Source organism: Paractinoplanes tereljensis, from assembly GCF_016862435.1.
GTDB classification, from domain to species: Bacteria; Actinomycetota; Actinomycetes; order Mycobacteriales; family Micromonosporaceae; genus Actinoplanes; species Actinoplanes tereljensis.
Genome location: NZ_BOMY01000001.1, coordinates 97868 through 111964 on the forward strand (window position 1 = coordinate 97868; position 14097 = coordinate 111964).

A 14097-nucleotide genomic window follows, 5' to 3' on the forward strand; every position below is an offset into this window, starting at 1 on the left:
TATTTCGCAGATCTACGCCTTCAGGGGGTTCGCGATTCGCCGAGCAGCCGGAGAACGCCCTCGGTGGGCTGATAGCCGAAAGTGGTCGTGGCGGCGCTCGAGTCGTAGACGCGGTCGATGTGCTCGGGCAGTTCCCAGCCTCGATCGTGGAATGCCCTGGCGACCTCGGGAGCCCGCTCGGCGATCACGGCCGCCGCGTCCTGGTACAGGGCGACGCAGTCGGCCCGGGTGAACGGATAGCGGCCGGCGACATTGAAAGTGCCGGCCACGGCGTCGTGCGCCACGGCGCTGGTGGTCGCCGCCGCGGTGCTGCTGATGTAGACGAAACGCCGCACGCCGGCGGAGCCGGCCTCGTCGAGAAAAGCGGCGGTGGCGTCGACGTTGACCGGCCGGACGTGCCCGTCACCGCGACCACCCCGGCGTCACGCACGGGCAACCCCGGCGACGATGTCGGCGGCCAGATGGCCCAGTTCTTCCGGTGCTTCGGCGTGGGCGAGGTGGCCCTGGCCGGGAAGGACGTGCGTGGTTGCGCGGGGCAGCAGCCGCTGGACGGCGGTGAAGGCGGTGCCGTAGGGGGCGCCGTCCCGGCTGTGCTCGCCGATGATCAGGTCGACCGGGATCGCCAGCTCGGCCCACCGCTCCGGCTGTGGGGTGAAGGCGTTCAGCGCCGCGAGTTCCTCCGCCACCGGCGCCGCCCAGAGCCGCAACGGCGCCCACGCGGGACTGGCCCGCAACGCCGATACGTGCTCCGGCGGGTATCCCGAGACATCGAGGTTGACCAGCTCCACGGCGCGGTCGAGGTCGCCGACGGCGATCGCGGCGCGCAAGGCCGGCACCGCGGTGGCCCCGAACGGGCGCAGCACCGGCTCGTACGCGATCACCTGCCGCACCGCCGCCGTCCGGGTCGCGGCCTCGATGGTGACGAGTCCGCCGTAGCTCCAGCCGAACAACCGGGCCGGCTCGTCCAGCCAGGCGAGCCAGGCCAAGAGGTCGAGCACCTCGGTCTCGACGCCGTAGCCGGGCCCGAGCGGGCCGCTGGGTGCCCGGCCCCGCCGGTTGAGGATCAGGATCGGCTCGGGGCGGTCGATTGCCGCCGCTACCCGGCGCCAGCCCTTCGCGTCGGTCATGACGCCGGGGACGATCACCAGCGGGGTGCCGGTTCCCGGCTGCCAGAGAGCGTGCAGCCGGAAACCTTCACGGTCGATGTAACGGGATTCCATCCGGCCGAATCTAGCGGGGTACCACCTTCTCGACCGCCCACTGGCGCCAGCTGTCCAGCTTGTGCTGGACCGTGGCCAGTTGGTCGGCTACCGGGCCGGGGCCGGTCGAGCCCGGCGTGGTGCGGCTGGCCAGGGCCGACTCGACCGTGAGGACATTGCGGACTGAGGGGTCCAGGTGGCCGCTGACCGTCTTCAGGTCGTCGTCGGTCAGGTCCTCGAGTTCGCAGCCGCGCACCGAGCACAGTGCCACCAGCTGCCCGGTGATCTCGTGCGCCTCGCGGAACGGGACGCCCCGCCGGACCAGCCAGTCGGCGACCTCGGTGGCCAGCGAGAAGCCGACCGGCGTGGCGGCGGCCAGGCGGTCCACCCGTACCGTCATGGTGGAGATCATGCCGGCCAGAGCCGGCAGCAGGAGTCCCAGCGTTTCGATCGCGTCGAAGGCCGGCTCTTTGTCCTCCTGCATGTCCCGGTCGTAGGTCAGCGGCAGGCCCTTGAGCATGGTCAGCACCGTGACCAGGCCGCCGATCAGCCGGCCGCTCTTGCCGCGGGCCAGTTCGGCGATGTCCGCGTTCTTCTTCTGCGGCATGATCGACGAGCCGGTGGCGAAGGCGTCGTCCAGCTCGACCCAGCCGAACTCGGTGGAGGTCCAGAGGACCACCTCCTCGCCCAGGCGGGACAGGTGCACGCCGATCAGCGCCGTCACGAACAGGAACTCGGCCACGAAGTCCCGGTCGGCGACCGCGTCCATCGAGTTCGGAGCGGGGGCGGTGAAGCCCAGCTCCTTAGCGACCGCGGCCGGGTCGAGCGGCAGCGAGGAACCGGCCAGTGCCCCCGAGCCGAGCGGCGAGATCGCCGCGCGTGAGTCCCAGTCCCGCAGCCGCTCAAGATCGCGGAGCAGCGGCTGCACGTGGGCGAGCAGCCAGTGGCCGAAGGTGACCGGCTGGGCGTGCTGCAGGTGCGTCATGCCGGGCGCGGCCGTGTTGACGTTCAGCGCGGCCTGCTCGGTAAGCGCATCGGCCAGCTCGACCAGCGCCACGGCCAGGCCGCGGGCGTGGTCGCGCAGGTAGAGCCGCAGGTCGGTGGCGACCTGGTCGTTGCGGGACCGGCCGGCCCGCAGCTTGCCGCCGAGGGTGCCGAGCCGTTCCAGCAGGCCGCGCTCCAGCGCGGTGTGCACGTCCTCGTCGTCGATCGTGGGCCGGAACTCGCCGGACGCGCAGGCCGCCTCGAGGTCGTCGAGGGCGGCCAGCATCTGGCCCAGCTCGTCCGGGTCGAGCAACCCGGCCGCGGCGAGCACCCGGGCGTGGGCCCGGGAACCGGCGATGTCGTACGGGGCGAGGCGCCAGTCGAACTGGACACTCACCGACAGCCGGGCCAGGGCGTCGGCGGGGCCGCCGGAGAACCGGCCGCCCCACAAACTCGTCTTCTCAGTCACGACGGTCAGTCTGCCAGCCGCCGGTCACGGCCCGCCGCCATGCGCGACGGGAGGCCCCAGAGCTGCACGAAGCCCTTGGCCAGGGTCTGGTCGAAGGTGTCGCCGGTGTCGTAGGTGGCCATGCCGAAGTCGTACAGGCTGGCGTCCGAGCGCCGGCCGGTGACCACCGCACGGCCGCCGTGCAGGGTGAGCCGCACCTCGCCGGAGACGTACTTCTGCGAGTCGTCGATGAATGTGTCGAGCGCGTTCTTCAGCGGCGAGAACCACAGGCCGTCGTAGACGAGCTCGCCCCAGCGCTGGTCGACCGAGCGCTTGAAGCGGGCCAGGTCACGCTCGACGGTGACGTTCTCGAGCTCCTGGTGGGCGGTGATCAGCGCGATCGCGCCGGGCGCCTCGTACACCTCGCGGCTCTTGATGCCGACCAGCCGGTCCTCGACCATGTCGAGACGGCCGACACCCTGCGCGCCGGCGCGCCGGTTCAGCTCGGTGATGGCCTGGTAAGGCGTGACGGTCTCGCCGTCGATGGCGACCGGGTTGCCCTGGTCGAAGGTGATGACGACCTCGTCGGCGTCCCGCGGCTCAGCGGGGTTCGCCGTGTACGAGTAGATGTCCTCGATCGGCGCGTTCCAGATGTCCTCGAGGAAGCCGGTCTCGACGGCGCGGCCCCACAGGTTCTGGTCGATCGAGTACGGCGACTTGTGCGTGACGTCGATCGGCAGCCCCTTCTCCTCGGCCAGCGCGATCGCCTTGTCCCGGGTCCAGGCGAAGTCCCGGGCCGGCGCGATCACCTTGAGCGTCGGGTCGAGCGCCCCGATGCCGACCTCGAACCGGACCTGGTCGTTGCCCTTGCCGGTGCAGCCGTGCGAGACGATCGTGCCGCCGTACTGCTTGGCCGCCTCGACCAGGTGCCGCACGATCAGCGGCCGGGACAGCGCCGACACCAGCGGGTACCGGTCCATGTAGAGCGCGTTGGCCCGCAGCGCCGGCAGGCAGAAGTCGGCCGCGAACTCCTCGCGGGCGTCCACCACGACGCTCTCGGCCGCGCCACAGTCGAGCGCGCGCTGCCGGATGACCTCCATGTCCTCGCCGCCCTGGCCGACGTCGAGCGCCACGGCGATGACCTCGCCGCCGGTCTGCTCGGCGAGATAGGGAATGGCGACGGAGGTGTCGAGTCCGCCGGAGAACGCAAGAACGACCCGCTCGGTCACGGGGTGCTCCCTTCAAAGTTGTCGTTACTATGTCCGGCCCAGTCGGCGAGCTTTTCGGCCAAGGCCTTGCCGCCGGTGACGTCGCGGGCCACGACGAGAATGGTGTCGTCGCCGGCGATGGTGCCGACGACATCGGTGAGTCCGGAGCGATCAAGCGCGCTGGCCAGGAACTGAGCCGCTCCGGGCGGGGTGCGCAGGACCGCGATGTTGCCGCTGGCGTCCACTCCGGTGAGCAACTCCCGCAGCAGCCGCAGGAGACGGGCCGGGGCGTTCTCGGCCTCGCGCAGGGGACGCTTGCCGTCCTCCGGGATGAGGTAGGCGCCGCTGACCTTCACGGCCCCCAGCTCCTCCAGGTCCCGGGACAGGGTGGCCTGGGTGACCTGCACACCGTCGCCGGCCAGGAGTTCGGCGAGCTCGGTCTGCGACCGGATCGCCTTGTCCCTGATCAGCTCGACGATCCGGGCATGCCTGCCCGCACGGGTCACCGGCCCGGTCACTGCTCGTTCACCGCCAGCAGCCAGGCCAGCAGCGCCTTCTGCGCATGCAGGCGGTTCTCGGCCTGGTCGAACACGGCGCTCTGCGGTCCGTCCATCACCTCATCGGTGATCTCCTCCCCGCGATGCGCGGGCAGGCAGTGCAGGACGATCGCTTCCGGCGCGGCGGCGGCCAGGAGCTTTTCATTGATCTGGTACGGGCGGAAAGGCGTGAGCCGATCCTTGCCGTCACCCTCCTGACCCATCGAGGTCCAGGTGTCGGTGGCGAGCACGTCCACCCCGTCGGCCGCTTCGAACGGGTCCCGCACGACCTCGACCGAGCCCCCGGTCCAGGCCGCGATCTCGGCGGCCCGGGAAACCACGGCCGGTGAAGGATCAAAACCGGAAGGGCCGGCTACGCGTACGTGCATGCCTGCGGTCGCGCCCGCCAGTAGGTACGAGTGCGCCATGTTGTTGGCCGCGTCACCGACGTACGCCAGCTTGCGGTTTGTTGTTGATCCGAAGCGTTCGCGGACCGTCTGCAGGTCGGCCAGCAGCTGGCAGGGGTGGAAACCGTCGGTGAGCGCGTTGACGACCGGCACGTTGACGCCGGAGGCCAACTCGGTCAGCCGTTCGTCGCCGGTGGTCCGGAAGACCATGGCCGCGACGTACCGGGAGACCACCCGGCCCGCGTCGGACAGCGATTCGCCCCGGCCGAAGTGGGTGGCCTGGGTGTCCACGATGATCGGCTGGCCGCCCAGCTCGGCGATGCCGGCCTCGAACGACAGCCGGGTGCGCAGGCTGACCTTGTCGAAGAAGACGGCCACCGAGCGGGGGCCTTCGAGCGGCCGGTAGGCGAAGCGGGACGCCTTCATCTCGGCCGCGAGTTCGAGGACGGTCGCCTGCTCCTGCGGGCTGAGGTCGTCGTCGCGCAGGAAGTGTCTGATTTTGGGGGCCAGGGTCACTTGATGGCTCCAAAAGCGGCGATGAGGGCGTCGGCCTGCTCGGTGCTGATGATCAGCGGCGGGGCGAGCCGGATGACGTCCGGTTGGGGGGCGTTGACCAGGAAGCCGGCTTCGTGCAGCTTTTTGTGCAGCTCTTTCGCGACCGGCTGCTTGAGCACGACACCGAGCAGCAGACCGGCGCCGCGCACGTGGTCGACCAGCGGGTGGTTCTCGAGCGCCCGCCGCAGCTGCTCGCCGACCCGCTTGACGTGGTCGAGCAGGCCCTCGTTGGCGATCGTGCGGACCACCGCGAGACCGGCCGCGCAGGAGACCGGGTTGCCGCCGAACGTGGTGCCGTGCGAGCCCGGGGTGAACAGGTCGGCGGCCCGGCCGAACGCGATGCAGGCGCCCAGCGGCAGCCCGCCGCCGAGGCCCTTGGCCAGGGTGATGATGTCGGGTTCGACGCCCTCGCTCTGGTGGTGGAACCAGTGTCCGGTGCGGCCGATGCCGGTCTGCACCTCGTCGAGGACGAGCAGCGCGCCGTTGCGGGTGCAGATCTCCCGCGCCCCGGCCAGGTAGCCGGCCGGCGGGACGACCACGCCGTTCTCGCCCTGGATCGGTTCGAGGATGACCATCGCGGTCTCGGTGGTGACCGCGTTGTCCAGCGTCTCCAGCGAACCGAACGCGACGTGCGTGACCTCGCCGGGCAGCGGGCGGAACGGGTCGGCCTTGGACGGCTGGCCGGTCAGCGCGAGCGCGCCCATGGTCCGGCCGTGGAACGCGCCCTCGGTCGCCACCACGTGGGTGCGGCCGGTGAGCCGGGACAGCTTGAAGGCGGCCTCGTTGGCCTCGGCCCCGGAGTTGCCGAAGATGACCCGGCCGGGGCGGCCGGCCAGCGCCAGCAGCAGCTCGGCCAGGGCCACGCAGGGCTCGGCGACGTAGAGGTTGGACACGTGCCCGAGCTGCGAGATCTGGTGGGTGACCGCCTCGACGACGGCGGGGTGGGCGTGGCCCAGGGCGTTCACCGCGATGCCGCCGAGGAAGTCGACGTACTCCGTGCCGTTCTCGTCGGTGACCACCGCGCCCTCACCTCGGACCAGGGCGATCTGCGGCGTGCCGTAGTTGTTCATCATCGAGGTCGACCACCGGTCTACCAGCGAGGTCATGACGGCACCACCATGGTTCCGATTCCTTCCGAGGTGAAGACTTCCAGCAGCGTGGAGTGGGGGACGCGGCCGTCGACCACGTGCGCGGCCGGCACGCCGCCGCGGACGGCCCGCAGGCACGCCTCCATCTTGGGGACCATGCCGGCTTCGAGGCTGGGCAGCAGCTTCTCGAGGTCGTCGGCGTCGATCCGGGTGGTGAGCGAGTCGGTGTCCGGCCAGTTGGTGTAGAGACCGGGCACGTCGGTGAGCACGACCAGCTTGCGTGCACCCAGCGCCTCGGCCAGGGCGGCGGCAGCCGTGTCGGCGTTGACGTTGTGCACGACCCCGTCGGCGTCCGGCGCCACACTCGCGATGACCGGGATGCGGCCGGCCGCGATCAGGTCGTCCACCGCGCTGGTGTCGACGCGCGTGACGTCGCCGACCTGGCCGATGTCGACCGGCTCACCGTCGATCACGGTGCCTCGCCGGGTCGCGGTGAACAGGCGGGCGTCCTCACCGGAGAGTCCGACCGCGAACGGGCCGTGCTGGTTGATCAGCCCGACCAGCTCACGTCCGACCTGTCCCGTCAAAACCATCCGGACCACGTCCATGGCTTCAGGGGTGGTGACCCGGAGACCGCCACGGAATTCGCTTTCGATCCCGAGCTTGTCGAGCATCCGGCTGATCTGCGGTCCACCACCGTGCACCACTACCGGCTTGATCCCGACATATCGCATAAATACGATGTCTTCCGCGAACGCCTTCTGCAGCTCCGGGGTGATCATCGCGTTGCCGCCGTATTTGATCACGACGGTCGTGCCGTGGAAGCGCTCCAGCCAGGGCAGCGCCTCGATCAGCACCCCGGCCTTCTCCAGCGGTGACGTCATGAGGAGTACGCCGAGTTCTCATGCACGTACGCGTGGGAGAGATCTGTCGTCCAAATGGTGGCGCTCATCGCGCCCTCACGCAGGTTGATCGTGATGGTGACGTCCCGCCCGCTCAGGTCGACCTTCGACCGGTCCTCGGCCGCCGCGCCGCCCTTGCAGATCCAGACGCCGTTGATCGCGACGTCGACCCGGTCCGGTTCGAACTTGGCCTTGGTGGTGCCGACCGCGGCCAGGATGCGACCCCAGTTCGGATCGTTGCCGAACAGCGCGGTCTTGACCAGGTTGTTCCCGGCCACCGAGCGCCCCACCTCGACCGCGTCGGCCTCGGTGTCGGCGCCCTCGACGACGATCTCGACGTGCTTGGTGGCACCCTCGGCGTCCGCGATGAGCTGCTGCGCGAGGTCGTGGCAAACGGCGGTGACCGCCGCGGTCAGTTCCTCCTGCGAGGGCTGCACGTCGGAAGCCCCGCTGGCCAGCAACAGCACGGTGTCGTTCGTCGACATGCAGCCGTCCGCGTCGATCCGGTCGAAGGTGAGCCGGGTCGCCTCACGTAGTGCCGCGTCGAGCACCTCGTTGTCGGCCGACGCGTCGGTGGTGATGACCACGAGCATGGTGGCCAGGGCCGGCGCGAGCATGCCGGCGCCCTTGGCGATGCCGCCGACCGACCAGCCTTGGTTCTGCACCACGGCGTTCTTGGCCACCGTGTCGGTCGTCATGATCGCCTCGGCGGCTTTCCCGCCGCCGTCCGCGGTCAGCGCCTTCGCCGCGGCGGTGACGCCGGGCAGCAGCTTGTCCATCGGCAGCAGCTCACCGATCAGCCCGGTAGAGCAGACCGCCACGTCGCCGGGCCCGATCATCTGCGGCTTGGGGCCGCCGCGCAGCACGGTCGCGGTGTGCTCGGCGGTGGCGTGGGTGTCGCGGAAGCCTTGGGTGCCGGTGCAGGCGTTGGCGCCGCCCGAGTTGAGCACGACCGCGCGCACGATGCCGCCCTTGAGCACCTGCTGGCTCCACAGGACCGGGGCGGCCTTGACGCGGTTGCCGGTGAAGACGGCGGCAGCGGTGTAGTCGGGCCCGTCGTTGACGACCAGGGCGACGTCCGGGTTGCCGGTGGCCTTGAGACCGGCGGCGACGCCGCTGGCCCGGAAGCCCTTGGGGTGGGTCACGGTCATGGTGCGACTCCGAACACGGACAGGCCCATCGTCTCGGGCAGGCCGAACATGAGGTTGGCGCACTGCACAGCTTGACCGGAGGCACCCTTGCCCAGGTTGTCGAGGGCGCTGACCACGATGATCCGGCCCGAGTCGACGTCGACGGTCGCCTGCAGATGACAGGAGTTGGACCCGGAGGTAGCCGCGGTGTGCGGCCACTGCCCGGCCGGCAGGACGTGGATGAACGGCTCCCCCGCGTACGCCTCCTGGAGAACCTTTTGCGGGTCGCCTTCCTTGGCGAAGCGCGCGGTAACCGTCGCGAGGATGCCGCGCGGCATCGGCGCGAGGACCGGGGTCATCGAGAGTGACGTCGCGCCGGTCGCCTGCTTGATCTCCGGCACGTGCTGGTGCGCGCCCACCTTGTACGGCGACAGGTCGCCCATCACCTCGCTGGCCAGCAGGTTCACCTTGGCGCTGCGGCCCGCGCCGGAGGTGCCGGAGCTGGCCACCACGACCACATCCTCCGGGCTCGCAAGCCCGGAGGCGATCAGCGGAGCGAGCGCAAGTGTGATGGTGGCCGCATAACAACCCGTGTTGGCGACCCGGGTCGAGGCCGCGATCGCGGCCCGCTGACCGGGCAGCTCGGGCAGCCCGTAGGTCCAGGTGCCGGCGTGCTCACCGCCGTAGTATTTCTGCCACAGCCCGGCGTCCTTCAGCCGGAAGTCGGCCCCGAGGTCGACGACCTTGACGTGCGCCGGCAGCTGCGCGGCCACGGCCGCCGACTGCCCGTGCGGAAGAGCAAGAAACACCAGGTCAGCGTCGGCCAGGCCGGCCGCATCGGTCACCCCGAGCGTCAGGTCGAGGCCGGCCAACTGCGGGTGTACGGCGGTGACGTGCGTGCCCGCCTGGGAGTGCGCGGTGGCCGCCACGAGATCGAACTCGGGGTGCCCGGCGAGCAGACGCAGGAGCTCGCCCCCCGCGTAACCACTGGCCCCCGCAACGGCGACTCGAATCCCCATACCAACCTCCGCATGACTATGCAGAAGACCGTATCAAGACGCGCTCGTGATCGCCAACTATGTTTCCGCCGGTTCATGCGCCCGGGGTGATGGCACCGCGCGGCAACCGGCGGACCGTGACCGGATGACTGCACCTCTCCCGTCCCCTGGGGTTCGGGTCCGGCTCGGCAAGGCCGCCCGTAAAGCCGCGCCCCTGGACGCGCACGCCGATCTGACCCTGCGGTCCGATCGCGATCCGGTCGCCATGCTGATCGCCGGGGACACCGCCCGGGTGCCGGAGCTCGTCCCGATCCGGTACGGCCGGATGCTCCTCACCCCGTTCACCTTCTACCGGGGTGCGGCCGGGGTGATGGCCGCCGACCTGGCCGGCACGCCGACCTCCGGCCTGCGCACCCAGACCTGCGGGGACGCCCACCTGTCGAACTTCGGCATCTTCGCCTCGGCCGAGCGCACCCTGGTGTTCGACATCAACGACTTCGACGAGACGCTCCCCGGCCCCTGGGAGTGGGACGTGAAACGGCTGGTCGCCAGCCTGGCCGTGGCCGGCCGGCACAACGGTTACCCGGCCCGGCAGCGCCGCCGGGTGGCGATCGCGGCCGGTGCCGCCTATCGCACCGCCATGCGCGATTTCGCCGGCCGGACCAACCTCGACGTCTGGTACGCCCAGGTCGCCATCGAGTCCCTGGTCGAGCAGATGCGTACCACCCTGGCCCCGAGCCAGGTGAAACGCACGCAGGACACCCTGCGCAAGGCCCGCACCCGGGACAGCATGCGCGCCCTGGGGAAACTCTCCGCCGTGGTCGACGGCCGGCGCCGGATCACCGCCCAGCCGCCGATCGTGGTGCCGGTCGAGGACCTGCTCCCGGAGGCCTCGGCCGACGAGCTGTTCGGCCAGATGCAGGAACTCCTCACCGGCTACCGGCACACCCTGCCGCCCGAGCGCCGGCAGTTGCTCGGCCAGTTCCACCTGGTGCACATGGCCCGCAAGGTGGTCGGGGTCGGCAGCGTCGGCACCCGCTCGTGGATCCTGCTGCTGCTCGGCCGGGACGACGCCGACCCGCTGTTCCTGCAGGCCAAACAGGCCCAGGCCTCGGTGCTGGAGGACTACGCGGGGGCCAGTGAGTTCGCCCACCACGGCGAGCGGGTGGTGGCCGGCCAGCGCACGATGCAGGCCAGCGGCGACATCTTCCTCGGCACCCATCAGGTCGGCGGCCGCGACTTCTACGTGCGGCAACTGCACGACTGGAAGGGCTCGGCCGACGTCGAGCAGATGCGCCCGGCCGGGATGGCCGCGTACGCCCAGCTCTGTGGCTGGACCCTGGCCCGGGCGCACGCCCGGTCCGGGGACCGGCTGGCGATCGCGGCCTACCTCGGGTCGAGCGACCGGTTCGAGCAGGCGGTCGCCGACTTCGCCGAAAGCTACGCGGACGTCACCGAGAAGGACCACGAACTGCTGGTGGCGGCGACCCGCGACGGCGTCGTCCCGATGCGGACCGGCATCTGAAAGGGGGTGTTAGCACCACTGTCACCCGGCCGCGCGCCCGCAATGCTGGAAACATGACAACAACCACGGAGCGGCGGGTACGCGTCGGGGACGGCGACGTCGTCTGCACCATCGCCGGCACCGGCGAGCCGCTGCTGCTGGTGCACGGGCTCGGCGCGAGCCGGCACACCTGGGACCGGGTACTCGGCGAGCTGGCCGCCACGCACACCGTCATCGCCCCCGATCTGCCCGGCCACGGCGATTCCGACGCACCGGCCGGCGACTACTCGCTCGGCGCCCTGGCCGCGTCACTCCGGGACGTGCTTGTCGCCCTCGGCCACTCCTCGGCGACGGTGGCCGGCCACAGCCTGGGCGGTGGCGTCGCGCTGCAGTTCGCGTACCAGTTCCCGGAGCGCACCGACCGACTCGTACTGATCAGCAGTGGCGGTCTCGGCCCGCAGCTGACGCCGGCGCTGCGCGTGGTCACGCTGCCCGGCGCACCGGCACTCGTCGCCGGGGTGGCGATGCTTCCCGAACGCGTCACCCGATGGTTCCTGTCGGCGGTGGCCTCGATCGCCCCCGGCATGCTGGCGCCGCCGGACGCCGCTCCGGTGGCGGAAAGCATGCGCCGGCTCACCGACCGGCGCCAGCGGCGGACGTTCCTGCGCACGGCCCGCACCGTCATCAACTGGCGAGGCCAGACCGTCAGCGCCACCCAGCACCTCAGGCAACTCGGCGATATGCCCATTCTGCTGGTCTGGGGAACCGACGACCGGACAATTCCGCCGCACCACCATCGGACGGTCGCTGACCTGCTCACCAATCCGCATCTGATCGCCATCGACGGCGCCGGTCATTACCCGCAGGAAACCGCCCCTGACCAACTCTTGCCGGGTCTTCAACACTTCCTGACCTCGACATCGGCCCCGGGACAGTTTATTTACGCATAGCAAGGGTATGCCGCTCCTGAAATCTTAGGAGAGCAAATGTCGACAGACGCCATCGTCGTACTCAAAGACGACCACAAAAAGATCAAGAAACTGTTTCGCGAATTCCAGGACGCCGGTGAGGACGCCGCGAAGGCCAAGGGCGACATCGTCAAGCGGATCATCGAAGAACTGACCGTGCACACCTACCTCGAGAACGAGGTGATGTACCCCGAGGTCCGCAAGCTGCTGCCGGACCTCGAGGACGACGTGCTGGAGTCGTACGAGGAACACCACGTCGCGGACATCCTCTGCGCCGAACTGGCCGCGATGGACGCCGGCGACGAGCGGTTCGAGGCCAAGACGACGGTGCTCATCGAGAACGTCACGCACCACATCGACGAGGAAGAGAAGGACTGGTTCCCGCAGGTCCGCGAGGGCGTCGGCCGCAAGCAGCTGCAGGAGCTGGGCGCCCGGATGAACGACATGCGCGAGAAGGCCCCGCGCAGCCCGGCGCAGCCCTCGGCACTCAAGAAGGCGGTCGATGCCGTCATCGCCTGAGCAGGTTTGGCGGGGTGAGCCCGATGGGCATGCTGCGAGCGCACCCCCCACCTAGCTAGGAGCTCGACGTGCACGTCTCCGGGATCATCACCGCAATCATCATCGGCCTCGTCATCGGCGCGCTCGGCCGCCTGGTCGTGCCCGGCAAGCAGAACATCCCGATCTGGCTGACCATCCTGATCGGCATCGTGGCCGCCCTCATCGGCACGTTCATCGCCTCGGGCCTGGGCGTCAACGACACCGACGGCATCGACTGGATCGAACTGCTCATCCAGGTCGTACTGGCCGCGGCCGGGGTCGCCGCCGTCGCGGGCCTCTACGGCCGCCGCCGATCCTGACCCCGTCTGCTTCATCGGCCGCCGCCCGCATCGCGGGCGGCGGCCGCTTCATGTCACCGTCAGCCCGGCCGCCGCCGGGTGATCTCCGCCCACACGATCTTGCCGGCCTGGCCGGCCCAGCGGACCGGCCGGCTCCCCCACCGCCGGGCGGTCGAGGCCACCAGCAACAGCCCGCGCCCACCGGCAACGGTGGGCGCGGAGTGCTTGACCTGGGGCAGGTGCGGGTCGGAGTCGGTGACCTCGATCAGGATCGCGTCGTCCTGCCGGCGCAGACGCAGCTCACCCCCGTCGGCGGTGTGCTTGGAGACGTTCTGGACCAGCTCGGTGGTGACCAGCAGCACGTCCTCGGTCCGGTCGGTCATGTTCCAGTCCTGCAGCACCCGCTCGGCGAGTCGCCGAGCCTGCGCGGGCGAGGTGTCGTGGTCGAGCGGCATGCGATGCTCGTCGGCCGGGAGGGCGGCATGCGCCTGGGCAAAGCCCGCAACCGCCGCCCCGGCCGTGGTCACCGCGTTGTGCGCCGCACCGGGAACGTCGGCGGCGGCGCCGAGCGAGGCCAGCGACGCCGCCTCCGTGACCCAGGCCGGCGGTGCGATCGGGTCGTACTGGCCGCGCAGAACCAGGGTCGGTACGTCGACGAGGGGGATGCGGCATTCCATGCGATGGTCCACGGAGTGCCCGAGCGTCCGCCAGATGCGTCGCGGCCCGGCGTCCCGGAAGTCGGTAAGGATCATCGGAATCTGGTGCGGATCCTCCCGGAAAAGGTCCCGCAACCAACGACGGACCAGACCGCCGGCGGTCGCCGCGGCGGGGTCGGCGGTGGGCCCGACCAGGACCAGCGAGGCGACCAGCTCGGGTCGCCGGATCGCCAGCTCGACGGCAACCTGGCAGCCGAACGAGTTGGCCAGCACGTTGACGCCGCGCAGGCCACTCGCCACCATCCAGTCCGCGACGACCGCGGCGTGCTGCTCCACGGTCAGCACGCCGTCCGGATCATCGGACAACCCGAAACCCGGCAGATCGGGAACGAACACCGACCCGGGCAGGGCCGCCGCGGTCGGCATCAGATACCGGTGCGAGACCGCCAGCCCGTGCAGAAGCAGCCACACCGGCGCCGAACTGCCGGAATCGACGCGCTGCCGGATGTGCAGGCGCAGGCCGCGCACCGAGGCCGCCACGCTGGTGAAGCCCTCGGCAGGGCGGGGCGCGGCACGGATGAGTTGCCGCTCGGCAGGACTCATGCGAGCGGTACGAGGCGAGGACATACCTGCCAATACCCCGTGGCGTGGGCCGGAAATCCGAGCACGACCTCCGGC

The 14097-nt window shown here is 70.5% G+C and carries 15 protein-coding genes; 4 read left to right on the top strand and 11 right to left on the bottom strand.

Annotated features, from left to right (window positions below; all coding sequences use genetic code 11):
• Positions 1 to 20: 20 nt before the first annotated feature.
• From Ate02nite_RS00405 to argC, 10 genes are all read right to left on the bottom strand, one after another.
• On the bottom strand, positions 21 to 335 hold the full coding sequence (locus Ate02nite_RS00405; protein WP_203797267.1) for a hypothetical protein: 315 nt from the start codon (positions 333 to 335) through the stop codon (positions 21 to 23).
• Positions 336 to 422: 87 nt separating this feature from the next.
• Positions 423 to 1220, bottom strand: coding sequence for an alpha/beta fold hydrolase (locus Ate02nite_RS00410; protein WP_203797269.1), 798 nt, complete (start codon positions 1218 to 1220; stop codon positions 423 to 425).
• Between the two features lie 10 nt (positions 1221 to 1230).
• Complete coding sequence (gene argH / locus Ate02nite_RS00415; protein WP_438871139.1) at positions 1231 to 2652, bottom strand: argininosuccinate lyase; 1422 nt, start codon at positions 2650 to 2652, stop codon at positions 1231 to 1233.
• A 5-nt stretch (positions 2653 to 2657) separates the two neighbouring features.
• On the bottom strand, positions 2658 to 3860 hold the full coding sequence (locus Ate02nite_RS00420) for an argininosuccinate synthase (protein WP_203797271.1): 1203 nt from the start codon (positions 3858 to 3860) through the stop codon (positions 2658 to 2660).
• On the bottom strand, positions 3857 to 4357 hold the full coding sequence (locus tag Ate02nite_RS00425) for an arginine repressor (protein WP_203797273.1): 501 nt from the start codon (positions 4355 to 4357) through the stop codon (positions 3857 to 3859). Before Ate02nite_RS00425 ends, Ate02nite_RS00420 begins: the two co-directional genes overlap by 4 nt.
• Complete coding sequence (argF, locus tag Ate02nite_RS00430) at positions 4354 to 5298, bottom strand: ornithine carbamoyltransferase (RefSeq protein WP_203797275.1); 945 nt, start codon at positions 5296 to 5298, stop codon at positions 4354 to 4356. The genes Ate02nite_RS00425 and argF overlap by 4 nt, the downstream gene beginning before the upstream one ends.
• Positions 5295 to 6443: an acetylornithine transaminase gene (locus Ate02nite_RS00435; RefSeq protein WP_203797277.1), complete on the bottom strand. Its 1149-nt coding sequence runs from the start codon at positions 6441 to 6443 to the stop codon at positions 5295 to 5297. Before Ate02nite_RS00435 ends, argF begins: the two co-directional genes overlap by 4 nt.
• Positions 6440 to 7309 carry an acetylglutamate kinase gene (argB, locus tag Ate02nite_RS00440; RefSeq protein WP_203797278.1) on the bottom strand — a complete coding sequence of 290 codons (870 nt, stop codon included), beginning with the start codon at positions 7307 to 7309 and terminating at the stop codon, positions 6440 to 6442. Before argB ends, Ate02nite_RS00435 begins: the two co-directional genes overlap by 4 nt.
• On the bottom strand, positions 7306 to 8478 hold the full coding sequence (gene argJ / locus Ate02nite_RS00445; protein ID WP_203797279.1) for a bifunctional glutamate N-acetyltransferase/amino-acid acetyltransferase ArgJ: 1173 nt from the start codon (positions 8476 to 8478) through the stop codon (positions 7306 to 7308). Before argJ ends, argB begins: the two co-directional genes overlap by 4 nt.
• Positions 8475 to 9476, bottom strand: coding sequence for an N-acetyl-gamma-glutamyl-phosphate reductase (gene argC, locus Ate02nite_RS00450; protein WP_203797282.1), 1002 nt, complete (start codon positions 9474 to 9476; stop codon positions 8475 to 8477). Before argC ends, argJ begins: the two co-directional genes overlap by 4 nt.
• A gap of 124 nt (positions 9477 to 9600) precedes the next feature.
• On the opposite strand from argC, the gene Ate02nite_RS00455 reads away from it, so the two are divergent.
• From Ate02nite_RS00455 to Ate02nite_RS00470, 4 genes are all read left to right on the top strand, one after another.
• Positions 9601 to 10980 (top strand): DUF2252 domain-containing protein, encoded by a 1380-nt coding sequence (locus Ate02nite_RS00455; RefSeq protein ID WP_239147025.1) that lies wholly within the window; start codon positions 9601 to 9603, stop codon positions 10978 to 10980.
• Positions 10981 to 11033: 53 nt separating this feature from the next.
• Positions 11034 to 11909: an alpha/beta fold hydrolase gene (locus Ate02nite_RS00460; protein ID WP_203797284.1), complete on the top strand. Its 876-nt coding sequence runs from the start codon at positions 11034 to 11036 to the stop codon at positions 11907 to 11909.
• A 36-nt stretch (positions 11910 to 11945) separates the two neighbouring features.
• The gene (locus tag Ate02nite_RS00465) at positions 11946 to 12446 is read left to right on the top strand and encodes a hemerythrin domain-containing protein (RefSeq protein WP_203797286.1); all 501 of its coding nucleotides are present in this window, start codon (positions 11946 to 11948) and stop codon (positions 12444 to 12446) included.
• Between the two features lie 68 nt (positions 12447 to 12514).
• Positions 12515 to 12784 carry a GlsB/YeaQ/YmgE family stress response membrane protein gene (locus tag Ate02nite_RS00470; protein WP_203797288.1) on the top strand — a complete coding sequence of 90 codons (270 nt, stop codon included), beginning with the start codon at positions 12515 to 12517 and terminating at the stop codon, positions 12782 to 12784.
• Positions 12785 to 12843: 59 nt separating this feature from the next.
• Here the strand turns inward: Ate02nite_RS00470 and Ate02nite_RS00475 are convergent, their stop codons facing one another.
• A complete protein-coding gene (locus tag Ate02nite_RS00475) occupies positions 12844 to 14022 on the bottom strand; it encodes an alpha/beta fold hydrolase (protein ID WP_239147026.1) in 1179 nt (392 codons plus the stop codon).
• Positions 14023 to 14097: the final 75 nt, after the last annotated feature.

Coding starts and splice junctions, on each gene's coding strand:
- Ate02nite_RS00410 (WP_203797269.1), bottom strand. CDS start 1,220: ATGGAATCCCGTTACATCGACCGTGAAGGTTTCCGGCTGCACGCTCTC.
- argJ (WP_203797279.1), bottom strand. CDS start 8,478: ATGACCGTGACCCACCCCAAGGGCTTCCGGGCCAGCGGCGTCGCCGCC.
- argB (WP_203797278.1), bottom strand. CDS start 7,309: ATGACGTCACCGCTGGAGAAGGCCGGGGTGCTGATCGAGGCGCTGCCC.
- Ate02nite_RS00455 (WP_239147025.1), top strand. CDS start 9,601: ATGACTGCACCTCTCCCGTCCCCTGGGGTTCGGGTCCGGCTCGGCAAG.
- Ate02nite_RS00465 (WP_203797286.1), top strand. CDS start 11,946: ATGTCGACAGACGCCATCGTCGTACTCAAAGACGACCACAAAAAGATC.
- Ate02nite_RS00435 (WP_203797277.1), bottom strand. CDS start 6,443: ATGACCTCGCTGGTAGACCGGTGGTCGACCTCGATGATGAACAACTAC.
- Ate02nite_RS00475 (WP_239147026.1), bottom strand. CDS start 14,022: ATGAGTCCTGCCGAGCGGCAACTCATCCGTGCCGCGCCCCGCCCTGCC.
- Ate02nite_RS00460 (WP_203797284.1), top strand. CDS start 11,034: ATGACAACAACCACGGAGCGGCGGGTACGCGTCGGGGACGGCGACGTC.
- argC (WP_203797282.1), bottom strand. CDS start 9,476: ATGGGGATTCGAGTCGCCGTTGCGGGGGCCAGTGGTTACGCGGGGGGC.